Annotated in this window: 20 protein-coding genes and 1 pseudogene; 5 read left to right on the plus strand and 16 right to left on the minus strand. The window is 68.4% G+C overall.

All coding sequences use genetic code 11. The annotated features are described in order from the left end of the window. The 3 genes and pseudogenes from PHQ87_RS00005 to PHQ87_RS00015 all read right to left on the minus strand — a co-directional run. A pseudogene (locus tag PHQ87_RS00005) lies at positions 1-509 on the minus strand (serine--tRNA ligase); the annotation flags it as partial. A 64-nt stretch (positions 510-573) separates the two neighbouring features. After that, complete coding sequence (ispH, locus tag PHQ87_RS00010; RefSeq protein WP_300229903.1) at positions 574-1,530, minus strand: 4-hydroxy-3-methylbut-2-enyl diphosphate reductase; 957 nt, start codon at positions 1,528-1,530, stop codon at positions 574-576. Then, the gene (locus PHQ87_RS00015; RefSeq protein ID WP_300229905.1) at positions 1,530-1,976 is read right to left on the minus strand and encodes an FKBP-type peptidyl-prolyl cis-trans isomerase; all 447 of its coding nucleotides are present in this window, start codon (positions 1,974-1,976) and stop codon (positions 1,530-1,532) included. The genes ispH and PHQ87_RS00015 overlap by 1 nt, the downstream gene beginning before the upstream one ends. A gap of 158 nt (positions 1,977-2,134) precedes the next feature. On the opposite strand from PHQ87_RS00015, the gene radC reads away from it, so the two are divergent. Both radC and PHQ87_RS00025 read left to right on the plus strand, forming a co-directional pair. After that, entirely contained in the window at positions 2,135-2,800 is a 666-nt protein-coding gene (gene radC, locus PHQ87_RS00020; protein ID WP_300230016.1) for a DNA repair protein RadC, read from the plus strand. Between the two features lie 48 nt (positions 2,801-2,848). Next, complete coding sequence (locus PHQ87_RS00025) at positions 2,849-3,523, plus strand: Smr/MutS family protein (RefSeq protein WP_300229907.1); 675 nt, start codon at positions 2,849-2,851, stop codon at positions 3,521-3,523. On the opposite strand, the gene PHQ87_RS00030 is transcribed toward PHQ87_RS00025, so the two are convergent. The 5 genes from PHQ87_RS00030 to PHQ87_RS00050 are packed head-to-tail and all read right to left on the minus strand — an operon-like array spanning position 3,524 to position 9,552. Beyond that, positions 3,524-3,748, minus strand: a complete 225-nt coding sequence (locus tag PHQ87_RS00030; protein WP_300229910.1) for a formate dehydrogenase subunit delta — start codon at positions 3,746-3,748, stop codon at positions 3,524-3,526. It abuts the gene before it with no gap. 14 nt (positions 3,749-3,762) lie between these two features. Continuing rightward, complete coding sequence (gene fdhD, locus PHQ87_RS00035) at positions 3,763-4,590, minus strand: formate dehydrogenase accessory sulfurtransferase FdhD (protein ID WP_300229913.1); 828 nt, start codon at positions 4,588-4,590, stop codon at positions 3,763-3,765. Beyond that, complete coding sequence (gene fdhF, locus PHQ87_RS00040; RefSeq protein WP_300229916.1) at positions 4,587-7,472, minus strand: formate dehydrogenase subunit alpha; 2,886 nt, start codon at positions 7,470-7,472, stop codon at positions 4,587-4,589. Before fdhF ends, fdhD begins: the two co-directional genes overlap by 4 nt. Before the next feature lie 14 nt (positions 7,473-7,486). Next, complete coding sequence (locus PHQ87_RS00045; protein ID WP_300229918.1) at positions 7,487-9,076, minus strand: formate dehydrogenase beta subunit; 1,590 nt, start codon at positions 9,074-9,076, stop codon at positions 7,487-7,489. Continuing rightward, complete coding sequence (locus PHQ87_RS00050) at positions 9,073-9,552, minus strand: NAD(P)H-dependent oxidoreductase subunit E (RefSeq protein ID WP_300229921.1); 480 nt, start codon at positions 9,550-9,552, stop codon at positions 9,073-9,075. Before PHQ87_RS00050 ends, PHQ87_RS00045 begins: the two co-directional genes overlap by 4 nt. A 146-nt stretch (positions 9,553-9,698) precedes the next feature. On the opposite strand from PHQ87_RS00050, the gene PHQ87_RS00055 reads away from it, so the two are divergent. Further along, positions 9,699-10,766: a substrate-binding domain-containing protein gene (locus tag PHQ87_RS00055; RefSeq protein WP_300229923.1), complete on the plus strand. Its 1,068-nt coding sequence runs from the start codon at positions 9,699-9,701 to the stop codon at positions 10,764-10,766. Positions 10,767-10,775: 9 nt separating this feature from the next. Here PHQ87_RS00055 and PHQ87_RS00060 read toward each other — a convergent pair whose 3' ends face one another. The 8 genes from PHQ87_RS00060 to PHQ87_RS00095 form a co-directional block, all read right to left on the minus strand. Beyond that, a complete protein-coding gene (locus PHQ87_RS00060; RefSeq protein WP_300229926.1) occupies positions 10,776-11,180 on the minus strand; it encodes a group II truncated hemoglobin in 405 nt (134 codons plus the stop codon). Between the two features lie 31 nt (positions 11,181-11,211). Beyond that, positions 11,212-11,583 carry a TraR/DksA family transcriptional regulator gene (locus PHQ87_RS00065; protein WP_300229929.1) on the minus strand — a complete coding sequence of 124 codons (372 nt, stop codon included), beginning with the start codon at positions 11,581-11,583 and terminating at the stop codon, positions 11,212-11,214. An 85-nt stretch (positions 11,584-11,668) separates the two neighbouring features. Further along, entirely contained in the window at positions 11,669-14,203 is a 2,535-nt protein-coding gene (locus PHQ87_RS00070) for an FtsX-like permease family protein (protein WP_300229932.1), read from the minus strand. A gap of 72 nt (positions 14,204-14,275) precedes the next feature. Further along, positions 14,276-14,908, minus strand: coding sequence for a uracil phosphoribosyltransferase (gene upp / locus PHQ87_RS00075; RefSeq protein WP_300229935.1), 633 nt, complete (start codon positions 14,906-14,908; stop codon positions 14,276-14,278). Positions 14,909-15,107: 199 nt separating this feature from the next. After that, complete coding sequence (boxA, locus tag PHQ87_RS00080) at positions 15,108-16,418, minus strand: benzoyl-CoA 2,3-epoxidase subunit BoxA (RefSeq protein ID WP_300229938.1); 1,311 nt, start codon at positions 16,416-16,418, stop codon at positions 15,108-15,110. Positions 16,419-16,551: 133 nt separating this feature from the next. Then, a complete protein-coding gene (gene boxB, locus PHQ87_RS00085) occupies positions 16,552-17,979 on the minus strand; it encodes a benzoyl-CoA 2,3-epoxidase subunit BoxB (protein WP_300229940.1) in 1,428 nt (475 codons plus the stop codon). An 83-nt stretch (positions 17,980-18,062) separates the two neighbouring features. Beyond that, positions 18,063-19,730 (minus strand): 2,3-epoxybenzoyl-CoA dihydrolase, encoded by a 1,668-nt coding sequence (gene boxC / locus PHQ87_RS00090; protein WP_300229942.1) that lies wholly within the window; start codon positions 19,728-19,730, stop codon positions 18,063-18,065. 237 nt (positions 19,731-19,967) lie between these two features. Next, the gene (locus PHQ87_RS00095; protein ID WP_300229945.1) at positions 19,968-20,900 is read right to left on the minus strand and encodes a helix-turn-helix transcriptional regulator; all 933 of its coding nucleotides are present in this window, start codon (positions 20,898-20,900) and stop codon (positions 19,968-19,970) included. Between the two features lie 174 nt (positions 20,901-21,074). Between PHQ87_RS00095 and PHQ87_RS00100 the strand changes: the two genes are divergently transcribed. Next, positions 21,075-22,664 carry a 3,4-dehydroadipyl-CoA semialdehyde dehydrogenase gene (locus PHQ87_RS00100; RefSeq protein ID WP_300229948.1) on the plus strand — a complete coding sequence of 530 codons (1,590 nt, stop codon included), beginning with the start codon at positions 21,075-21,077 and terminating at the stop codon, positions 22,662-22,664. A gap of 44 nt (positions 22,665-22,708) precedes the next feature. Continuing rightward, the gene (locus tag PHQ87_RS00105; protein ID WP_300229950.1) at positions 22,709-24,286 is read left to right on the plus strand and encodes a benzoate-CoA ligase family protein; all 1,578 of its coding nucleotides are present in this window, start codon (positions 22,709-22,711) and stop codon (positions 24,284-24,286) included. Positions 24,287-24,303: the final 17 nt, after the last annotated feature.

Genomic DNA, 24,303 nt, shown 5'->3' on the forward strand with positions numbered 1-24,303 from the left:
CGCATGAAGGTGAAGCGCGAGCCCGCGAGCTTGACGCCGGTGTCGAAATCGAGCCCGAGCTTTTCACCGATGTCCACATGGTCGCGCACCTCGAAATCGAAGCTGCGCGGTGTGCCCCACTCGCGCACGACCACGTTGCCGTGCTCGTCGGCGCCGACCGGTACGCTCTCGTGCGGCAGATTGGGCACGGCCAGCAGCAGGGACTGCAGCTCGGCCTGGATCACCTCGAGCCGGGCCGCCGAGCTGTCCAGCTCGGTCTTGATCTCGCCCACCTGGACCATCACCGCCTCGGCCTCGGCGTGCTGGCCCTTGCCCTTGAGCATGCCGATCTGCTTGGACAGGCTGTTGCGCTGCGCCTGCAACGATTCGGTGCGTGTCTGCAAGGTCTTGCGTTCGTGCTCGAGCGACTGGAACGCGGCCACATCCAGATAGGGCTGCGGCTGTTTGCGGGTTTCCAGGCGCGCGACGACGGCGTCCAGGTCTTTGCGGAGTTGGAAGATGTCTAGCATGGCAGGGATTGTAGGTTCGGGGCGGGCCGCCGGGGTCCGCGACAGCGGCACGCCGGCCCGCTGCTCAGCGCAGGTGGTCGACGGTGTCGTTGCCGTCCATCTTCAGCCCCTTGGGCAGCGGGAACTTGACCGTCTCGGCCAGGCCGTCCATGCGTCTCACGGCGACGGCACCCAGCTCGCGCAGCCGCTCGATCACCTGCTGCACCAGGATATCGGGTGCGGAGGCGCCCGCCGTCAGGCCAACGCGGGACTTGCCCTCGAACCACTCGGGCCGCAGCTCGCCCGCGTTGTCCACCATGTGGCCCGGCGTACCGAGCTTGGTAGCCAGCTCGCGCAGGCGGTTGCTGTTGGAGCTCGTGGGGCTGCCGACCACGATGACCACGTCCACCTGCGGGGCGAGGATCTTCACGGCATCCTGGCGGTTCTGCGTGGCGTAGCAGATGTCCTGCTGCTTGGGCTCGCGCACGTTCGGAAAGCGTGCGCGGATGGCCTGCTGGATGCCGGCGGCATCATCCACACTCAGCGTGGTCTGCGTGACGACGGCGAGCTTTTCCGTCTGGCGCGGCTGCACCCCGGCCACGTCGGCCTCGTCCTCGACCAGGTGGATGCCCTCGCTGAGCTGGCCCATGGTGCCCTCGACCTCGGGGTGCCCCTTGTGACCGATCATCAGGAATTCGTAGCCCTCCTTCGCGAGCTTGGCCACCTCGACATGCACCTTGGTCACCAGCGGGCAGGTCGCATCGAAGATGCGGAATCCGCGGCGTTCGGCCTCTTCCTGAACCGCCTTGCTCACGCCATGGGCCGAGAACACGAGCGTGGCGCCGGGGGGCACCTCGTCCAGTTCCTCGATGAAGATCGCGCCCTTGTTCCTGAGGTCATTGACCACGTAGGTGTTGTGCACGATCTCGTGGCGCACATAGATCGGACGGCCGAACTTGGCCAGCGCACGCTCAACGATCTCGATGGCGCGGTCCACGCCGGCACAGAACCCGCGCGGCTCGGCCAGAACGATCTCGTCCATCACAGCACCCCGATCAGTTGCACCTCGAAGCGCACCGGCTGGCCAGCCAGCGGGTGGTTGAAGTCGAACAACACCGCACCGTCGGCGCGCACCTCGCGCACGGCACCGGCGTAGCTGCCCAGACCGTCGGGCGTCGGGAACTGCACCACGTCGCCCAGGGCGTACTGCTCGTGCGGATCACCCAGCTCATTGAGCAGCTTGCGCGCCACCCACTGCACCATATCGGGCTGGCGCTCGCCAAAGGCCTCGCCCGGCGCCAGGTCGATGGTGGCATGGTCCCCCTCCTCCAGGCCGATCAGACGCTGCTCGATCGCGGGCGAGAGCTCGCCGCCGCCGATGCTCAGGGTGGCGGGCTGCCCCTCGAAGGTGTCGATCACCACCTGGCCGTCGGGGCCGGACAGACGGTAGTGCAGGGTCAGAAAGGAGCCTTCTTGGACGGTGGACATGGTGGTTTTCGCCTCCGGGGCGGGGATGGCGCCTGCCACACCGGGCAACGCGTCATCAAGCTGGGGGATGTGGCGCGGCGCCACGGCAGGCATCTATTGTAAAAACTAGGTCAACAGGGAGGAAACGCCACATGGATGCACCCGTGCGCACCGGGGTCATGGGTCTGCCGGCCGACGCTCGCCCGCGCGAGAAACTGCTGAGCCGGGGCGCCGGCAGCCTCAGCGACACGGAGCTGGTGGCCTTGCTGTTGCGCACGGGCATCCGGGGCAAGGGCGTCATGCAGCTGGCGGCCGACGTGCTGGACCAGTTGGGCGGCGTGGCAGGGCTGCTGCACGCTCCGCCCCGGGCGCTCGGCCAGGTCAAGGGCCTGGGGCCTGCCAAGCGCGCCGAGCTGTCGGCGGTGCTCGAACTCTCGCGCCGCGCCCTTGCGCAGCAACTGTGCCAGCAGCCCCTGTTCGACAGCCCGGCCGCCGTGCGCCAGTACCTGCAACTGCAACTGGGCGGCCGCGAGCACGAGGTGTTCTGCGTGCTGTTCCTTGACAGCCAGAACCGGCTCATCCTGCTGGAGGAGCTGTTTCGGGGCACCCTGACCCAGACCAGCGTCTATCCGCGCGAGGTGGTGCTGCGTGCCCTGCATCACCACGCTGCTGCCGTGGTGCTGGCCCACAACCACCCCAGCGGCCAGGCCCGCCCCTCGCGCGCCGACGAGGCGCTGACCCAGTCGCTCAAGGCCGCGCTGTCCCTGGTGGATGTGCGCGTGCTCGACCACTTCATTGTCACCCGCGAGCAGGCGGCCTCGATGGCCGAGATGGGCCTGGTCTGAGAACGCCGCGGCCCCTGGGGATTTGCCCCGTGGGCCACAATCCGGGCCATGAAGTGGAATTCATTGGCCGACTTGCGCACGCTGCGGGACACGCTGCAGGCGCGCGCCCGTGCGGCCGAGCTGGCCCGCGCCGCCGAGCAGGCGCGACGCGAGCGGGCCGAGCGCGAGCAGCGCCTGTTCGCGCTCAGCGTCGGACCGGTGCGCCCGCTGCGGGCGCCAGCGCGTGCCGAGCACGCCCCGCCGCGGCCGCAGCCCGTTCCCGTACAGCGCCAGCTCGACGAGGCGGCGGTGATGCGTGAGGCACTGTCGGACGAGTTCGACGTCGAGACCCTGCTGCACACCGACGAGCAACTGAGCTTCCGCCGCCCCGGCATCGGCCCCGACGTGAGCGCCCGGCTGCGCGCCGGACAGTGGAGCATTCAGCGCCAGATCGACCTGCACGGTCTGCGCACCGACGATGCGCGCGAGGCGCTGGGGCGCTTCATCACCGAATCGCATCGCGCCGGCCTGCGCTGCGTGCGCGTGGTACACGGCAAGGGCCTGGGCTCGCCGGGCCGCATGCCGGTGCTCAAGGGGCGCGTGCTGCGCTGGCTGGTGCAGAAAAAGGAGGTGCTGGCCTTTGTCCAGGCACGGCCGGCCGAAGGCGGGGCCGGCGCCCTCGTGGTGCTGCTGGGCCCGGCATCGCCAGCACCTCGGACCGGCAACGAGCCGGGCAAGGCCTGATCAGGCGATCTGCTCGCGCCGCGCCTGCGCGGCCTGCGCCACCAGGGGATGCAGGCCTTCGGTGCCGTGCGCATCGACATGCGCCAGCAGGGCATGGCGCATGCGGGGCTCCCAGAATTTGCGGATGTGCGTGGCCACACCCTCCACGGCTTCGGCGCGGTCGGGCATGGCCTCGAAGAACTGGCCGATGCGGTTGGCCATGCGGATGAGATTGGCGGTGTCCATCGTGTCGTCGTCCGTCAGGTCAGACGCTCGGGGTAGGTGTAGGTGACCAGCGAATTGCCGCGCACGAAGCCCATCAGCAGCACGCCACTGTCGCGCGCCACATCGACGGCCAGCGCGGTGGGTGCCGAGACGGCGGCCAGGGTGGCGATGCCGGCCACGGCACACTTTTGCACCATCTCGAAGCTGGCCCGGCTGGTGATGCAGACAAAACCCTGCGAGCCGTCGGTGCCCTGCGCCAGCAACGCACCGATCAGCTTGTCCAGCGCGTTGTGGCGCCCCACGTCCTCGCGCACCAGGCGCACCGCGCCATCCACGAGGTCGCACCAGGCAGCGGCGTGGGTCGCGCCGGTGCGCTGCTGCAGTGGCTGCCACGCGGGCATCGCGCGGTGCGCGTTCAGTACGGCGGGCGTGGGCACGGGAGCGCCACTCAGGCGCTGCAACGGCCGGTGCACCTGATCCAGGCTGTCGGTGCCGCACAAACCGCAGCCGGTGCGGCCGGCCAGCGTGCGGCGCCGCTCGCGCAGGCGCCACTCGGTTTGCGCCGACACCTGCACGCGCAATTCGACCCCCTGGACCACCGGCAGCACATCGACGCCGTACACGTCCGAGGGCGCATCGACCAGCCCTTCGGTGAAGACGAAGCCGCGCGCGAAATCCTCCAGGTCGCAGGGGCTGCAGAGCATGACGGCGTGCGAGATGCCGTTGATCACGAGCGCCACCGGCACTTCCTCGGCCAGGCAATCGGCACGCTCCTGCCCGGAAACATCGTGCACCCGGACCTCGCGCCAGGTCGGCGCGGCGTCGGCAGGCGCGTCAGGACGCATGTCGGTGGTTGCCGTCATTTGCCGACCACCTCGGCCTGGCGTGCCCGCGCCAGCAGGTCCCGCTGTTCGCGGTCGAACGCGGCGAAGCGTTGCTGCCAGCCCGAGGGCTGCATGACCTTGGCCACCTGCACCGCCGTCACCTTGTACTCGGGGCAGTTGGTCGCCCAGTCGGAGCTGTCGGTGGTGATGACGTTGGCACCGGACTCGGGGAAATGGAAGGTGGTCCAGACCACGCCCGGCTGCATGCTGTCGGTCACGCGCGCACGCAGCACCGTCTGGCCGGCGCGGCTTTCCACGCCCACCCAGTCGCCGTCGGCAATGCCGCGCTCTGCCGCGTCGTGCGGGTGGATGTCGAGCCGGTCCTCGTCGAACCACAGGCTGTTGGGGGTGCGGCGCGTTTGCGCGCCCACGTTGTACTGGGTGAGCGTGCGCCCGGTCGTCAGCAGCAACGGGAAACGCGGCGTGACCTTTTCGTCGCTGGGCACGTAGGCGGTATTGAAGAAGCGCCCCTTGCCGCGCACGAAACCGCCGACGTGCATGATGGCTGTGCCGGCTTCGTCGGTGGCCTCGTTGCAGGGCCACTGCACACTGCCCAGGCGTTCGATCTTCTCGTAGCTCACACCGGCGAAGCTGGGCGTCAGCGCGGCGATCTCCTGCATGATCTGCTCGGGGTGCTCATAGTGCATAGGATAGCCCAGCGCATTGGCCAGCTTCACCGTCACCTCCCAGTCGGCCAGACCGGCCAGTGGCGGCATCACCTGCCGCACGCGGCTGATGCGCCGCTCGGCGTTGGTGAAGGTGCCGTCCTTTTCCAGGAAGGAACTGCCCGGCAGCAGCACGTGCGCGTACTTGGCCGTTTCGTTCAGGAAGATGTCCTGCACCACGACGCACTCCATCGCCCCCAGCGCCGCGGCCACGTGCTGCGTGTCGGGGTCGCTCTGCACGATGTCCTCGCCCTGGCAGTACAGGCCCTTGAAGCTGCCGGCCAGCGCGGCGTCGAACATGTTCGGGATGCGCAAACCGGGCTCGGGACTGATCGCCACGCCCCAGGCGGCCTCGAACTGGCTGCGCACCGTCGTGTCGGCGACGTGGCGGTAGCCCGGCAGCTCGTGCGGGAAGCTGCCCATGTCGCAACTGCCCTGCACGTTGTTCTGGCCGCGCAGCGGGTTCACGCCCACGCCTTCGCGGCCGACCATGCCGCAGGCCATGGCCAGGTTGGCGATGCCGATGACCATGGTCGAACCCTGTGCGTGCTCGGTCACGCCGAGCCCGTAGTAGATGGCGGAGTTCGGCCCCTGCGCATACAGGCGCGCCGCAGCGCGCACCTCGGCGGCCGGCACGCCGGTCACGGCCTCGAAGGCCTCGGGCGCGTGTTCGGGCCGCGCCACGAAGTCGCGCCATTCGTCGAAGCTCTTGCGGTCGCAGCGCTCGGCCACATAGGCCTCGTTGACCAGGCCTTCGGTCACGACCACGTGCGCCATCGCGGTAATCAGCGCCACGTTGGTGCCGGGCCGCAGCGCCAGGTGGTGGGTGGCGCGCACGTGCGGCGCATCCACCAGCTCGGTGCGGCGCGGATCGACGACGATCAGCTTCGCGCCCTGCCGGATGCGCCGCTTCAGGCGCGAGGCGAACACCGGATGCGCGTCGCTGGGGTTGGCGCCGATCACCAGGATCACGTCGGCGTGGCGCACGCTGGCGAAGGTCTGCGTACCGGCGGAGGTCCCGAAGGTCTGGCCCAGGCCGTAGCCGGTGGGCGAGTGGCACACGCGCGCGCAGGTATCGACGTTGTTGGTGCCGAAGGCCGCGCGCACGAGCTTTTGCACCAGGTAGGTTTCCTCGTTGGTGCAGCGGCTGGAAGTGATGCCGCCGACCGCGTCCTTGCCGTACCGGGCCTGGATGCGCTTGAACTCGCCGGCCGCGTAGCGAAGAGCCTCGTCCCAGCCGACCTCGCGCCAGGGGTCGTGGATGCTGGCACGGATCATGGGGCGGGTGATGCGGTCCGGGTGCGTCGCGTAGCCCCAGGCAAAGCGGCCCTTGATGCAGCTGTGCCCTTCGTTGGCCTTGCCGTCCTTCCACGGCACCATGCGCACCACGGTGCTGCCCTTCATCTCGGCCTTGAACGCGCAACCGACACCGCAATAGGCGCAGGTGGTGATGACGCTGTGCTCGGGCTGGCCCAGTTCGATGACGGTCTTTTCCTCCAGCGTGGCTGTCGGGCAGGCCTGGACGCAGGCGCCGCAGCTCACGCAGTCGCTGTCCATGAAGACCTGGTCCTGGCCCGGCGAGACGCGGCTGTCGAAACCCCGGCCCGAGATGGCGAGGGCAAAGGTCCCCTGCACCTCCTCGCAGGCGCGCACGCAGCGGTTGCAGACGATGCACTTGGCCGGGTCGTAGGTGAAATAGGGGTTGGACTCGTCCTTGGCCGACTGCGTGTGGTGGGCACCGCAGACGCCATCCACCTCGGTGGCGCCCACGCCATAGCGCACCTCGCGCAGGCCGACCACGCCGGCCTGCGTCTGCAGCTCGCAGTTGCCGTTGGCGCTGCACGTGAGGCAATCGAGAGGATGGTCGCTGATGTACAGCTCCATCACGCCCTTGCGCAGTTGCTGCAGCTTGGGCGTCTGGGTGTGCACCACCATGCCGTCCTCGGCCGGCGTCGTGCAGCTCGCCGGGTAGCCGCGACGGCCCTCGATCTCGACCAGGCACAGGCGGCAGGAGCCGAAGGGCTCCAGCATGTCGGTCGCGCACAGCTTGGGCACCTGGATGCCGGCTTCCACCGCCGCCCGCATGAGCGAGGTCCCCCGGGGCACCTGCACGCGCTGGCCGTCGATGGACAGCGCCACGGTTTCCGTGGATTCGCTGGCCGGCGTGCCGTGGTCGATGTCGTGTTGCATCGTCATGATCGGTTCCTCCTTCAGGCGCGCTCGGCGGACGCCGGCTTGTCCTCAGCCACCGGGGCGAGGAAGTCCTGCGGGTAGTGGTCCAGCGCCGAAAGCACCGGGTAGGGGGTCATCCCCCCCATCGCGCACAGGCTGCCGTGCAGCATCGTGTCGCACAGTTCGCGCAGCAGCGTCACCTGCTGCTCGCGCCGCGCCCCGTCCGTGCGCGCGATGCGGTCGATCACCTCGACGCCGCGCGTGCTGCCGATGCGGCAGGGCGTGCACTTGCCGCAGCTCTCCAGCGCGCAAAACGCCATGGCATAGCGCGCCAGGCGGCGCATGTCGGCCCGGTCGTCGTGGACCACGATGCCACCGTGGCCAACCACGGCGCCCATGGCCGCGTAGGCCTCGTAGTCCAGCGGCACGTCCCACTGGTGCTCGGGCACGTAGGCCCCGAGCGGACCGCCCACCTGCACCGCCTTGATCGGGCGGCCGTTGCGCGTGCCGCCACCGAAGTCGGACAGCAGTTCGCGCAGCGTCAGGCCGAAGGCCTTTTCCACCAGGCCGCCGTGCCGCACATTGCCGGCGAGCTGGAACGGCAGTGTGCCGTGCGAGCGGCCAACGCCGAAATCACGGTAAAAGCCTGCCCCGCGTGCCAGCACCACCGGTACGGTAGCCAGGGTGATCACGTTGTTGATGACGGTGGGCTGCCCGAACAGGCCCGCCAGCGCCGGCAACGGTGGCTTGGCGCGCACCACGCCACGCCGCCCTTCAATACTTTCGAGCATCGCCGTTTCCTCGCCGCACACGTAGGCGCCGGCCGCCTTGCGCACCGTCAGGTGGAAGGCCTGCCCGGAGCCGGCCACGTCGCCACCCAGCCAGCCAGCGCGTGTGGCGCGGGCGATGGCCTCGTTCAACGTGCCGATGGCTTGCGGGTACTCGGCCCGCACGTAGACGACGCCTTGCGTCGCCCCGACCGCGATGCCGGCGATGGCCATGCCCTCGATGAGCATGTAGGGATCGCCCTCCATGACCATGCGGTCGGAAAACGTGCCGGAGTCGCCTTCGTCGGCGTTGCAGACCACGTACTTCTGCGCCGCCGTGGCCTGGCGCACCGTCTTCCACTTGATGCCCGCGGGAAAGGCCGCCCCGCCGCGCCCGCGCAGGCCCGATTCGGTGACCTCGGCCAGCACCGCCTCGCCGCCCAGCTGCAGGGCACGACGCAGGCCCTGCCAGCCGTCATGGGCCTCGTAGTCCTCCAGGCTGAGCGGATCGGTGATGCCCATGCGCCGGAAGGTCAGGCGCTCCTGCTTCGCCAGATACGGGATCTCCTCCGTCAGGCCATGGCCCAGCGGATGCGTGGCGCCGTCGAGAAAACCCGCATCGAACAGCGACGGTACATCGTCCACGCCAACCGGTCCGTAGGCCACACGTCCCTGCGCGGTCTGCACTTCCACCAGCGGCTCCAGCCAGAACAGGCCGCGCGAGCCGTTGCGCACCACGCGCACCGGCAGGCCGCGCGCCTGCGCGCAGGCCGCGATGGCGGCCGCCACCTCGTCCGCGCCCACCGCCCGCGCCGCCGAGTCGCACGGGACATACACCGTCGTCAGGCGATCCGCGCTCATGGCCGCACCCCCAGCGACTGCATCAGCGCGCCCAGCCGCGACGGGCCGACCCGTCCATGGACACGGCCGTCGATCATGACCGCCGGCGAGGTGGCGCACAGGCCCAGGCAGTAGACCGGCTCCAGCGTGACACACTCGCGGCCTGATTCACTGTCGGCCAGCGCCCGCGCCGCCGCCATCAGCTCGCCCGCGCCACAGGCCTGGCAGGCCTCGGCCTGGCACACCTGCACCACATGGGGCTTGGGCGGTGTGGAGCGGAAGAAATGGTAGAAGGTGATCACCCCATGCACCTCGGCCCGCGACAGCCCCAATGCACGTGCGATCGGCTCCACCGCCTCACCAGGCACGTGACCCAGCGCTTCCTGCACGTCGTGCAGCAGCGGCAGCAGCGCACCGGGCGTGTTCCGGTGACGCCCGATCAGGGAGGACAGCAGGGCGGCATGGTCCTGCGACAGGGTCTGTGGATTCGTGGGCATGGTCTTGTCGAAAGCTGCCGGCCGCGATCGCCAATAATCCATCGCCACGGCAGGCCTTTGCCCAATGGTCCTGCATCACGGCCGATGGCGCAATATGAGCGTCCGCGCCACTGAACCGGAAGTCCGGTTCATAAGGGTCAACCCCCATGAAACAGATTTCGATTCGCCCCACTTGGACCATCCAGGACCCGGACGGCCCACCCCTGTCGCCGAGGCTCATCGAGCTGCTGGTGCAGGTGCACGCCTCGGGCAGCCTGACCACGGCAGCGCGCAAGCTGGACCTGTCGTACCGCCATGCCTGGGATCTGGTGCGACAGGGCGAAGCGCATTTCAAGGCCCCCCTGCTGCACATGGCCCGGGGCAAGGGCTCGACCCTGACCGCGCTCGGCGAAAAGATCGTCTGGGCCGACCACCGCATCCTCGCGCGGCTCAAGCCCGCTCTCGACTCGCTGGCCTCCGAGCTGGCCGCGGAGTTGCACCGCACACTCTCGGACCAGGCACCACTGCTGCGCGTGCACGCGAGCCACGGCTTTGCCATCGAGCGCTTGATCGAGCATCTGGGCGCCCATGGCCAGCGGCCCGAGCTGACCTACGCCAGCACCTCGGCCGCCATGGCCGCGCTGCACGATGGCGACGCCGACCTGGCGGGCCTGCACCTGCCCGTCGGACCGCTGCACGACGAACTGCTGGCGCACTACACGCGCTGGCTGCCCGACGAGCCGCTGACCGTGATCGACATCGCGCGCCGGCGCCTGGGCCTGATGGTGCGCGCCGGCAATCCGCAGGAGGTCTTCCGCCTGCGCGACCTGGCGCGCAGCGACGTGCGCTTCATCAACCGGCAAAGCGGATCGGGCACGCGACTGCTGCTGGAGGTGCTGCTGCGCCAGGAGGGGGTGGACCCGGCCGGCATCGCCGGCTTCGAGCAGGGCGAATTCACCCATGCCGCCGTCGCCGCCTACGTGGCCAGCGGCATGGCCGACGTCGGTTTCGGGCTGGAGCCGCCCGCGCGCCAGTTCCGGCTCGATTTCATCCCGGTGATCACCGAGCGCTATTTCCTGCTCTGCCGCACGGCGGCCATCGATACGCCGGTCATCCGGCGGGTGATCGAGGCCTTGCGCGACCCGGCCATGCAGACCCAGCTCGCCGCCCTGCCCGGGTACGACCCGGCCGACAGCGGCAAGCTCAGCGACTGGCGGAGCATCGCCCCGCGCTGACGCGCCCGCTCAGGCTGGTGTGTTGCGCATCCAGTCGGCAGTTTTGAAGAAGCTCTCGCGCAGCCGCACGCGCAGGTCTTCGGGCACGCCCGTTTCGCCCATGGCCTGGTCCATGCAGGCCAGCCACTGGTCGCGTTCACGGATGCCGATCGCAAAAGGCATGTGCCGCATGCGCAGGCGCGGGTGGCCAAAACGGTCTTCGTAGTAGGAGGGGCCACCCAGCCAGCCGCAAAGGAACCAGAACAGCTTCTGGCGTGCCGTGTCGAGCGTGTTGCCATGCGTGGCGCGCAACTCGGCATAGGCCGGCTCGATGTCCATGAGGTCGTAAAAGCGCTCGACCAGCGCGCGCACACGCTCCTCGCCCCCGATCCACTCGAAGGGGGTGCTGTGCCGGGGTTTCTCTTCGATCTGCATGCTGCTCCGTCAAGACGGCGCAGCCAGATGTTCAGCGCGCCGCCGCTGCCGATTCTGCCTTGGACTGGCAATTGATGCAGCGCAGCGCGGCCGGAAAGGCCTGCAGGCGCTGCAGGCCAATATCGGCGCCACAGTCGATGCACGCGCCGTAGCTGCCCTCGTCCAGGCGCTGCAGCGCGGCACGCACGGCCACCAGCTCATCGTGGTCGCGGCGTGCCTCGGCGTCGCGCACGGCTTCCTGTGCCACCTCGTTGGCCTCGGTCGCAAAGGCGTTCTGCGGCGAGTTGTCGGCGTTGGAGACACGCTCGGCATGGCCCTGCCGCACTTCGTCGAGTTCGCTCAGCAGTTGTTCCCTGCGTGCCTCCAGCACGGCACGCAGCGCCTGTCGTTGGGTATCGTTCATCGTCGTCATGTGATCAAGCATGCCATGAATTTCGGCAACCGGCCAGTGCCTGGGCGCAAGCCCACGGCACATACCCGCAGCGGCCTCAGGCCGCCTCGCGCAGGGTCTGCATCACCGGCGTCTGCAAAATGCCACGCAGGCCCCACCAGCCTGCCACCAGCGCCAGCACGCCGCCGGTCAGGCTGCCCGCCACCGGTACCAGCAGCGGTGGCTGCCAGGCGAACTGGAACGCATAACGGGCCAGCGCCCAGCCCACGGCCATGGCCACGAGCGAGGCCAGGAAACCCGCCAGCGCGCCCACGCCCAGCAGTTCGATCCGCTGGACCTGGCGCAGCAAGGCCGAACGGGCACCCAGTGCACGCAGCACCGCGAACTCGTGCTCGCGCTCGCCGCGGGTGGCGGTGATGGTGGCCAGCAGCACGACCAGCCCCGCGACCAGCGCGAAACCGAACAGGAACTCCACCGCCCGAATGACCTGCCCCAGCACACGCTGCACCTGGGCGATGGTCTGACTCAGATCGACATGGGTGATGTTCGGAAACGCGCGCACCAGGGCGTTGTCGAAGCCGGTATCACCGGCCGGCGCGCGGAAAGCCGTGATGTAGGTCACGGGCGCCTCCGGCAGGGCCGAGACCGGGAAAATGACGAAGAAGTTGACGCGCATCGATCCCCAGTCGACCTTGCGCAGACTGGTGATGCGGCGCTCGAACAACTGCCCCGAGATGTCGAAACCCAGCCGGTCACCGAGCTGGAGCCCCAACTCCTTGGCCAGTCCCTCCTCCACGCTCAGTCCGTCGGCCTCCTGGGGTGTCCACTGCCCGCCCGTGATCTGGTTGTGCGAGGGCATGTCGACGGCATGCGAGAGGTTGAACTCGCGCTCGACCAGACGCTGCGCGCGGTCGGTGGTGAAGCGCTCGGGTTGCGTCGCCTGGCCGTTGATGGCAACCAGTCGGCCACGGATCATCGGATACCAGTCGTAGCGGGTGACACCCGCATCCTGCAGGGTCTGCTGGAACGGCGCCGCCTGGTCGGGCTGGATGTTGATGACGATGCGGTCCGGCGCGTCGGGCGGGGTGGCACTGCGCCAGCTGGCAATCAGGTCGGTGCGCAGCAGCACCAGCAGCACCAGCGCCAGCAGGCCGACGGCGAGCGCACTGATCTGTACCACGGCGAACACCGGCCGGGCCGAAAATTGGCGCGTCGCCAGCACCAGGGCGCGCGGGGCCGTGGCTTCATTGACGCTGGCGCGCAGCACCCGGACCACCACCCAGCCGGCCAGGGCGAACAGCGCCACGGCGACCGCGAACCCCCCCACGGCAATACCGCCCAGCACCAGGTCGCGACTGGCCACGATCAGCAGCACGGCAAAGCCGGCGACGCCCAGGCCGAGCACCGCCAGCGTCGCCGGCCTGAGCTGCCCCACCTCGCGCCGGATCACCCGCAGCGGCGGGACACGCGCCAGTTGCAGCACCGGCGGCAAACCGAACGCCACCATCAACGTCAGCCCCATGCCCATGCCCAGCAGCACCGGCCAGACCGATGGCGCGGGCAGGGCCGTCTCGACCAGGCCGGCCAGCAGCCAGACGAACACGTGGTGCACCGCATAGCCGATCGCCACCCCCAGCACACTGGCCGCCACACCGACCAGCAGGAACTCGATCGCATAGGCGCGCGCCATCACCGGCTGCGACACGCCCAGCACGCGCAGCATGGCGCAGTCGTCCAGGTGCCGCTGCGCGAAGCCGCGCGCGGCGATGGCCACGGCCACCGCCGACAGCAGCGCGGCCAGCAGCGCCACCAGATTCAGGAATTTCTCGGCACGTGTCAGGGTCTGCTGCATCTGCGGACTGCCGCCCTCGAGCGACTCCAGGCGCATGCCACGCACGTCGGGCCGCGCCACCTCGGTGTCGGCCCAGTCGGCAAAGGCACGGACCGTCTGGTCGTCATCACCGGCCACCGCGAAGCGCCAGGTGATGCGGCTGGCGGGCTGCACCAGCCCGGTGGCCGCCAGGTCGTCGGCATGGATCATCACCCGGGGTGCGAAACTCATGAAGCCAGCACCACGATCCGGTTCCAGCGCGATCACCTGCGAGATGCGAAAGCGGCTGTCGCCCAGCCACAGGTCCTGCCCGACCCGCAGCTCCAGCGCCGCCAGCAGCGCGGCATCGACCCAGGTCGTGCCCGGTGCCGGCACGGCGTCGGTCGGCGCATCGGGCACGCCGGGCGACGGTGCCACGCGCAGGCTGCCCCGCAGCGGGTAGCCGGGCGCCACCACCTTGAGCGCCACCAGGCGCGCCGCGCCGCCCTGCTCGTCGGGTGCGCGCCCCATGGTCGGGAACACCAGCGTCTGCACGCTGCGCAGGCCCAGCGCCTGCGCCCGTTCGGCAAACCGTGCAGGCACCTCGTGATCGCTGGCCACGACCACGTCACCACCGATCAAAGCCCGTGCGTCACGGTGCAGGCCGTTTTGCAGCCGGTCGGCAAAGAACCCCACCGCCGTCAGCGCGGCCACCGCCAGCGTCACCGCCACCAGCAGCAGCCGCAACTCGCCCGCGCGCCAGTCGCGCCACAAGGTGCGCCAGCCCAGGGACCAGGACGTGACGGAAAGAGCAGAAGCCATACGAGAACCATACCGCATCAGGCCGATCTCCGCCGGTCCAGGGGCGCCGCGTCAGCGGCGCGGGGGAGTCCCTTACTTCGTGCCGAAGATGCGGTCGCCGGCGTCGCCCAGACCGGGCACGATGTAGCCATGGTCGTTCAGGCCACGGTCGATGGCCGGGGTGTAGATCGGCACATCCGGGTGGGCGTCGTGGAAGGTCTTGATGCCTTGCGGGCAGGTCACCAGGCAGACGAAGCGGATGGAACGCGGATTCGTCTGCTTGAGGCGGTCCACCGCCGCCACCGCCGAATTGCCCGTGGCCAGCATCGGATCGAGCACGATGACGTCGCGCTCCTCCATGCCCTGGGGCATCTTGAAGTAGTACTCCACCGCTTGCAGTGTCTCGGGGTCGCGATACAGACCGATATGGCCCACGCGTGCGCCGGGAATGATCTGCAGCATGCCGTCGAGAAAACCGTTGCCGGCGCGCAGGATGGAGGCCAGCACGATCTTCTTGCCGTCGATGACGCGCGAGGTCATTTGCTCCAGCGGCGTCTCGATTTCGATTTCCTGCATCGGCATGTCACGCGTGATCTCGTAGGCCAGCAGGGCGGACACCTCGTGCACCAGTTCGCGAAAGCTCTTGGTGCTGGTGTCCTTCTTGCGCATCAGCGTAAGTTTGTGCTGGACCAGGGGGTGATCGATGACATGGACGTCGCGACTCATCGGGCGTTCTTTCGGTGTGTTTGGACAGGCAGAAACCGGCGGAACGCCAAGTGTATAACCCGCGGCCCTGCCTCCTTGTCTCACCCAGAGGGAGCGGGAGCACAACCCGCCACGAAAGCAGTGCCCCAGCGCCAGGCACCCACGGAACCGGCCTGGCCGGACCGTCGGGTGCGTCCCCCTCGAAGCGCCGCAGGGGGAGTCAGTAAGTCTCCAGGTGCAGGCGCCCCTCGCGCTTGAGGGCGGCCCCGACTTCTTCCCAGTTCATGCCGGCGTCGGTGGCGACGTCGCGCAGCGCCAGCACCACGCCCTCCTCCATGGACTTGAGCCCGCAGACGTAGAAGCAGGTGTTCGGATCCTTGAGCAGCAGCGCCAGGTCGGCCGCGCGCTCGCGCATGGCGTCCTGCACGTAGCGCTTGGGCTGGCCGGGCGTGCGGCTGAAGGCGAAGTTGATGTCGATGAAATCCTTGGGCAGGTTCTGCAACGGCCCGAAGTACGGCAGTTCCTCCTGGGTGCGGGCACCGAAGAACAGCATCAGCTTGCCACTCTCGAACTTGCCTGTCTTGCGCAGGCGGCGTCGCCACTCGGTCATCGCACGCATCGGCGCGCTGCCGGTGCCGGTGCAGATCATCACGATGTGGCTCTTCGGGTGGTTGGGCATCAGGAAGCTGGCGCCGAAGGGCCCGATCACTTCCACCTTGTCGCCCACCTGGAGGTCGCACATGTAGTTGCTGGCCACACCGCGCACCGGCTTGCCGTCGTGGTCCTCGAGCACGCGCTTGATCGTCAGCGACAGGTTGTTGTAACCCGGGCGTTCGCCATTGCGCGGGCTGGCAATGCTGTACTGGCGGGCATGGTGCGGCCTGCCCTTGTCATCGGTACCCGGTGCAATGATGCCGATGCTCTGGCCTTCGAGCACGGGGAAAGGCATCTGGCCGAAGTCCAGCACGATGTGGTGGGTGTCGTAGTCCTTGCCGACCGCCGTCACGCGGACGTTGCCGGTGACCGTGGCCGTGACGGTGGTTTGCGCAGCGCGCGGGCCGTACAGGTTGGTGTAGGCGTGGGCTGCGCTCCAGGGCGGGATGGTGGCGCCGTACTGGGCCGAGTTGAAGGCCTCCTGGCCGGTCGGGTCGGGCCGGGCGTCCGGCTCCTGCCCGGCGGCGGGTGCATCCTCGGCCTGTTCAGCCGGGGCGTCCACACCGGCCACGTCGGCCGACATGTCGTTCAGCTCGGCATTCGACAGTTCGGGCGGCAGCTCGTCCCAGCCCAGTTGCTCGTCGAGCGTGTAGGCGCGCCCGCGCACCACACGGCGGTAGTTGTCGATCGAGCCGGTGGGGCATGGCGAGATGCAATCGTTGCACCAGTTGCACTTGTCCACGTCGACCACGTAGTTGCGGGAGTCGTGCGTGATGGCCCCCACCGGGCAGATGGATTCGCAGGTATTGCACCGGATGCAGATCTCCGGATCGATCAGGTGCTGTTTGATGATGAGGGCTTCGGCGGGGGCATTCATCGGGGTCTCCGGTTTTCTCGTCTCTGGCGCGATTGTCCGACGGGCTGCGCTGCCATGGGGCATCCCCCTGGCAGCCCTTCCGGCGCACGTGGCGCCCTTGGAAGGGAACTGCGCGCAACCGCGCGGAAGGCCGTCAGTTGAAGCGGACGTACTCGAAGTTCACCGGCTGACGGTTGATGCCGATCACCGGCGGCGCGATCCAGTTGGCAAACTTGCCCGGCTCGACCACACGGCCCATCAGGCTCGCGACGTAGGCGCGGTCCTGGTCGGTCGGCAGCCATTCGGCGACCTTGGCATTCCATTCGCTGTCGGACACCACGCGACCATCCGGGCTGACCTTGGCGCCGGCCAGGGAGCCGATATTGCGGTGGAAGGCCTTGTGCGGCACCGTCAGGCGGAAGTCGATGCCGGCCTTTTCGATGATGCGGTTCCAGCGCTCCACGCCGCCGACCGAGTCCTTGATGTAGTCGTCGCGCAGCACTTCGTTGAGGGCGTTGAGCATCGGCACCTCCTTCTCCGTGAGTTGCCCGTCGACCACGTCCAGGATCTTGTAGGACTGGCCCTTGAGGATGTGGTCGTCGTTGCGCTTGCCTTCCTCGTAGCGGCCCTTGAGGCCCGAGCTGTAGAAGGTGGCGGCGTTGGACGACTGGTCGGCGCCAAACAGGTCGATGGTCACCGAGAAGTGGAAGTTCAGGTAGCGCTGGATCGTGGGCAGGTCGATCACGCCGGCGGCGCGCAGCTTGCCCACGTCGTCCGTCTTGAGCTGGTTCATCATCTCGCAGGTGCGGCTGATGACACGGCCCACGCCCGACTCGCCCACGAACATGTGGTGCGCTTCCTCGGTCAGCATGAACTTGGTCGTGCGGGCCAGCGGGTCGAACGCCGACTCGGCCAGCGCGCACAGCTGGAACTTGCCGTCACGGTCGGTGAAGTAGGTGAACATGAAGAAGCTCAGCCAATCGGGCGTCTTCTCGTTGAAGGCCTGCAGGATGCGCGGGTTGTCGGCGTTGCCGCTGTTGCGCTCGAGCAGGGCCTCGGCCTCTTCGCGGCCGTCCTTGCCGAAGAACTTGTGCAGCAGGTAGACCATCGCCCACAGATGGCGGCCTTCCTCCACGTTCACCTGGAACAGGTTGCGCAGGTCGTACTGGCTGGGCGCGGTCAGGCCCAGGTGGCGCTGCTGTTCGACCGAGGCGGGCTCGGTATCGCCCTGGGTGACGATGATGCGGCGCAGGTTGGCGCGGTGCTCCCCCGGCACATCCTGCCAGGCGGCTTCACCCAGGTGGTCGCCGAAATGGATCTTGCGGTCCTGCTCGGCGGGGTTGAGAAAGATGCCCCAGCGGTAGTCGGGCATCTTCACATGGCCGAACTGCGCCCAGCCCTGCGGGTCCACGCTGACGGCGGTGCGCAGGTAGACATCGAAGTTCTGCGAACCTTCGGGGCCCATGTCCTGCCACCACTGCAGGTAGTTCGGCTGCCAGTGCTCCAGCGCGCGCTGCAGCGTGCGGTCCTCGCTGAGGTTGACGTTGTTGGGGATCTTCTCGCTGTAGTTGATGCTGGACATGACGGTCTCCTGAAGAGGAAAGGAAAGAATGCTGGAGTGAAGAGGGTCCGCAGGTCAGCCGCACCCGCGGCACACGGAAGCGGTCACACCCGGTTCCAGTCAAAGGCTGCTTTTTCACCCTTGCCGTAGACCTTCAAGGCCCCTTTCTCGCCCACGGCGTTGGGTCGCTGGAAGATCCAGTTCTGCCAGGCGGTCAGACGACCGAAGATGCGGGTGAGCATGTTCTCCTTCTGGGCAAAGCGCAAGTTGGCTTCCAGGCCGGTGAGCGCGTCGGGCGACATGGCGGCACGCTCTTCCAGCACCAGGCGGATCTCGTCGGCCCAGTCGATATCGTCGGGGGCGGCCGTGACCAGGCCCAGCTTGACAGCGGCATCGCCGTCCAGCGCCTGGCCGATGGCGCTGCGCGCCGCGTCCATCGGGCCGGCCTCTTCATAGAAGCGGCGCGCCAGACGCGACTGGCCGTTGACCATGGGGAAAAAGCCGAAATTCATCTCCGACAGCGTCAGCGTGGGCTGCTTCTCGGGCTCGTCGGGCAGCACGAGCTGGTAGCTGCGGTCGGCGCAGAAGGCCAGCTCGGCCAGCGTGCCGGCGAAGCACGAGCCGGGCTCGATCAGGGCGAACAGGCTGCGCGAGGACACGTCCAGGCGCGCCAGCGTGCGGCGCAGCATGCCGATGGTTTCGTTGACGAACCAGTGGTCCTTGTGCGCCAGCAAGGTGGCGTCCATGGCCAGCACCGCGGCCGCATCGCCCTCGGTCTTGAGGACCCAGGTGCCGATGTCGAGCTCGTTGGTGCGCATGTGCAGGATGGCGTCGTCCAGTTCGCGGATCATCGCCAGCGGGTACCAGGCGGCAGCGGCGGCCTCGATGCCGGCGATGTCGGCCGGCTGTGCGCCCTGGGGGGCCTTGACGGTGAACGTGGCAACACGCTTGGCGCGGTCGATCTCGACCACCACATTCGCGTACACCACGCGATCGGCCTCGAACGTGCGCTGCAGCGGCGTCAGTTCAACACCCTTGGCATCCGCCGGACGGCTGCTGCCTGCCGCCAGCTTCTCGGCACGCTCGCGCACCACCTGCTGGAACTGCGCCGGCTTGGCGATGGCATCGACCAGGCGCCAGTCCACCGCCTTCTGGCCGCGCACGCCCTCGGCGCTGGTGCAGAAGATGTCGGCCAGATCGTGACGCACATGGCGCTTGTCGGTCACGCGGGTCAGACCGCCGGTGCCGGGCAGCACGCCCAGCAAGGGCACTTCGGGCAGGCTCACGGCGCTGGAGCGGTCGTCCACCAGCACGATGTCGTCGCAGGCCAGCGCCAGTTCATAGCCGCCACCGGCGCAGGCACCGTTGAGCGCGGCCACGAATTTCAGGCCGGAATGCTGCGAGGCGTCCTCGATGCCGTTGCGGGTTTCGTTGGTGAACTTGCAGAAGTTGACCTTCCAGCCATGGCTCGACAGGCCCAGCATGAAGATGTTGGCACCCGAGCAGAACACGCGATCCTTCAGGCTGGTGACGACCACCGTACGCACCTCCGGATGCTCGAAGCGAATGCGCTGCAGCGCATCGTGCAGCTCGATGTCCACGCCCAGGTCGTAGCTGTTGAGCTTGAGTTTGTAACCGGGGCGCAGGCCGGCGTCTTCGTTGATGGCCAGCGACAACGTGGCGATCGGGCCATCGAAGCTCAGTTGCACATGCTGGTAACGCGAAGGATGGGTCTGGTAATCGACGCGGGGGGCGGCGGCGGTGGCGGTCATGCGGGTCTCCTCGGATCGGAACGGCGGTTGCAGTGGGGTTCAGAAAGCGGGCTGCGGCGCAGCGTGATGTGAATAATAATTCATATTCCTGAGCCAAGTCAAATGCAATTTACTGCATAACATCAGGAAAAACCCTGGCTTCACCTCCAACGCCAGGGCAGCGCCCAGCCGGCCCGGCCGGCCACGGGCGTCAGCCCTGCAGGTGCCCGCGATGCCGCCGAAGCAGCCAGGCCACCGTCACACCGGCAGCCGGAGCAACTGGCGCACCTCGGACCGCAGCCGCAGAAAACTCTCTTCCAGCGGCTGCGCACTGGTATTGAAGCTCAGATCGGCCTTGGAGTAGAAGGCCGACCGTCCCTCCAGAATCCGCTTGAGGTCTTCCATGGCCTCCCGGCTGGCCGCCATCGGCCGCAAGTCGCCCTGCGCCGCCACGCGCGCCATGTGATCGGCCGGATCGGCCTGCAGCCACACCGTGGTGCAATGCTGCAGCAACAGGTTGAAGTTGGCCGAGTCGGCCACCAGCCCGCCGGGCGTCGCGATCACCACCTCGGGGTAGATCTGGATCGCTTCTTCCAGCGCACGTCGCTCGTAGCGGCGGTAGGCGTTGGCGCCATACAGGTTGTGGATCTCGCTGATGCTGCAACCGGCGAACTGCTCGATCTCGCGGCTCAGCTCGATGAACGGATAACCCAGGTCATCGGCCAGACGCTGACCCAGCGTCGATTTGCCGGCCCCGCGCAAGCCGATCAGGGCCACGCGCGCCAGCCGGCCCTGCGCGTCCACGCCGCCGCTGGCACCCAGCAGCTCGGCCAGTTGCATCCGCGCGCGGCGCAAATCGGCCTCGTCGCGCCCCTGCAGCAACTCGCGGATCAGCAGCCACTCGGGTGAAGAGGTGGTGACGTCGCCGATCAGCTCGGCGAGCGAGCACTGCAGGGCCTGCGCCACCTGCAGCAACACCAGAATGGACGCATTGCCGGTGCCATATTCCAGGTTGGCCAGATGACGCTCGGACACATCGGCCGCCAGGGCCACGGCCTTGCGCGTCATGCCCTTGCGCGAACGCAGGGTGCGCACACGCTCACCCAATGCCACCAGAAAGGGGTGGCGCTCTTCTTCGCTGGTGCCGGCATGGGCGGCCGGGTGATGAATCACGGTGTCGCTGGCGGTCATGGCGCAGGCGCCTTTCGTCTGTTGTTGAGCCGACTCAGGGAAAACCCCCGGTCACAATGGCCCCCACGAATATGCACTTTAATGCATACTTGCAGAGAAGCAAGATAGTGCATTTATACCGTCATTCCGTGATCCCGGCCACGGTTGCCACGAAAACCACTGCATCCACCGACCATGAGCACCCACGCCACCTCCCTCACCCTGCTCCCCAATTTTTTCGCTGGCCGCTGGCAGAGTGGCACCGGCACCGGATCGACCCTGGTGGACCCGGTGCTGGGCACCGAGCTGGTGCGCGTGGGCAACGAAGGACTCGATCTGGCCGAGGGCTTCGCCTTCGCCCGCGACCAGGGCGGCCAGGCGCTGCGTGCCATGAGCTACGGCCAGCGCGCTGCCATGCTCGGTGCCATCGTCAAGGTGCTGCAGGCCAACCGTGACGCGTACTACGACATCGCCACCCGCAATGCCGGCACCACCACCAAAGACTCGGCGGTCGACATCGACGGCGGCATCTTCACCCTGGGCTACTACGCCAGGCAGGGCGAGGCCCTGGGCGAGGCACACCTGCTGCTCGACGGCGAGCGCATCCGCATGGGCAAGGACCCGGCATTCCAGACCCAGCACGTGCTCACGCCCACACGGGGCGTGGCGCTGTTCATCAATGCCTTCAACTTCCCGGCCTGGGGCCTGTGGGAAAAGGCCGCACCGGCCCTGCTCTCGGGTGTGCCGGTCATCGTCAAGCCGGCCACGGCCACGGCCTGGCTGACCCAGCGCATGGTGGCCGATGTGGTCGAGGCCGGCGTGGTCCCGGCCGGCGCGCTGTCGGTGATCTGCGGGTCCTCGGCCGGCCTGATGGACCAGCTCCAGCCCTTCGACGTGGTCAGCTTCACCGGGTCGGCCGACACCGCGCGCATCATCCGCAGTCATCCGGCGGTGGCCCAGCGCTCGGTACGTTGCAACATCGAGGCCGACAGCCTCAACAGCGCCCTGCTCGACCCGAGCGCCACCGAGGGCAGCGAGGCCTTCCATCTGCTGGTCAGCGAGGTGGTGCGCGAGATGACGGTCAAGAGCGGCCAGAAATGCACCGCCATCCGCCGCGTGTTCGTCCCGCGAGCGCTGTACCAGGCCGCCGCACAGGCGATCGGCGCCAAACTGGCCAACACCACCGTGGGCAACCCGCGCAACGAGGCCGTGCGCATGGGCGCGCTGGTCAGCCGTGCGCAGTACGAGGGCGTGCTGGCCGGACTGGCGCAGCTCAAGACCGAGGCCGAAGTGCTGTTCGACGGCAGCCGCGTACCGCTGGTGGATGCCGACCCTGCCGTCGCCGCCTGCGTGGCCCCCACCCTGCTGGGCACACCCAAGCCCGTGGACGCCCGCGTGCTGCACGAGGTCGAGGTGTTCGGCCCCGTCGCCACGCTCATGCCCTACGACAGCGAGGCGCAGGCCTACGAATTGATCCGTCGCGGCGAGGGATCGCTGGTCGTCTCGGTCTACAGCGCCGATCCGGCCTTCATCGCGCGCGCCGCCGCCGAACTGGGCGACAGCCATGGCCGCGTCCATGCCATCAGCCCCGACGTGGCGGCCAGCCAGACCGGCCATGGCAATGTCATGCCCATGAGCCTGCACGGCGGGCCGGGCCGGGCCGGCGGCGGCGAGGAGCTGGGCGGCCTGCGCGCGCTGGCGTTTTACCATCGGCGCAGCGCGGTGCAGGCCAGTGCCGCCGCCCTGGACGCACTGGCCGCAGGCGGGGCGCCCTGCGCCTGGTAATTCCCCCAACGTGGCATCACATACCGGAGAGGAGACAAAGACCCATGCAACGCACCGAACTCACCCCGCCACCGCCGCGGTTCAACTTCGCCCGCCATCTGATGGCCGCCAATGCCGCTCGCGCCGGCAAGACCGCGCTCATCGATGATGCAGGCACCCTGAGTTATGGCCAGCTGGCCGACCAGGTGGCACGCTTTTCCGCCGCGCTGCACGCCCTGGGCCTGCGCCGCGAAGACCGGGTGCTGCTGCTGATGCACGACAGCAGCGACTGGATCGTGAGCTTCCTGGGCGCGCTGTACGCGGGCGTGGTGCCGGTGTGCGTGAACACCCTGCTCACCGCCAGGGACTACGCCTACATGCTGGCCGACAGCCGCGCGCAGGGCGCCATCGTCTCGGGCGCGCTGCTGCCCACCCTGCAGACCGCCATGGCCGACGGCGGGCATGAAGTGCAACAGGTCATCGTCTCGCGCAGTACCGACCCGGTGCCCGCCGGCGCCCACGACTGGGCGACCCTGGTGGCCGGGCAGGCGCCCGGCCAGGGCGTGGACACGCATGGCGATGAACCCGCCTTCTGGCTGTATTCCAGCGGCTCCACCGGCGCCCCCAAGGGCACGGTACACACCCAGGCCAACCTGTGGTGGACCGCCGAGCTGTACGGCAAGCCGGTGCTGGGTCTGACCGAAAACGACACGGTGTTCTCGGCCGCCAAGCTGTTCTTCGCCTACGGCCTGGGCAATGCGCTGAGCTTCCCCCTGAGTGTGGGCGCGAGCGTGGTGCTGATGGCCGAGCGCGCCACCCCCCAGGCCTGCTTCCGGCGCTTCATCGACCACCAGCCCACGGTGTTCTACGGAGCACCGACCGGCTACAGCGGCATGCTCGCCAGCCCCGATCTGCCCGCGCGCGAGCAGGTGGCGCTGCGCCTGTGCTCCTCGGCCGGCGAGGCACTGCCGCGCGACATCGGCGAGCGCTGGACGGCCCATTTCGGTTGCGAAATCATCGACGGCATCGGCTCCACCGAGATGCTGCACGTGTTCCTGTCCAACCGCCCCGGCGACGTGCGCTACGGCACCACCGGCAAGCCGGTGCCCGGCTACGATGTGCAGTTGCGCGACGAGGACGGCAGCGTGATCGAAGGCCACAACCAGATCGGCGACCTCTACATCCAGGGCCCCAGCGCCGCATTGCTGTACTGGAACAACCGCGCCAAATCACGGGAGACCTTCCAGGGTGCCTGGACCAAGAGCGGCGACAAGTACGTGCGCGACCCCGACGGTTACTACACCTACGCCGGCCGCAACGACGACATGCTCAAGGTCAGTGGCATCTACGTCAGCCCGTTCGAGGTCGAGGCCACGCTGGTGCAGCACCCGGCGGTGCTGGAGGCGGCCGTGATCGGCAAGACCGACGATGACGGTCTGACCAAGACCAAGGCCTTCGTGGTGCTCAAGCCCGGCCTGCAGGCCAGCGAGGCCGAGCTGCAGGCCTTCGTGAAGGAAAAGCTCGCGCCCTACAAGTACCCGCGATTCATCGAGTTCGTGGCCGAGCTGCCCAAGACCGCCACCGGCAAGATCCAGCGCTTCAAGCTGCGTGATCTGGAGAATCAGCGGCTGTTCGGCCAGTGACCGTCACCTGAGCCGGC

This window comes from Hydrogenophaga sp. (assembly GCF_028698005.1).
Taxonomy (GTDB): Bacteria; Pseudomonadota; Gammaproteobacteria; order Burkholderiales; family Burkholderiaceae_C; genus Hydrogenophaga.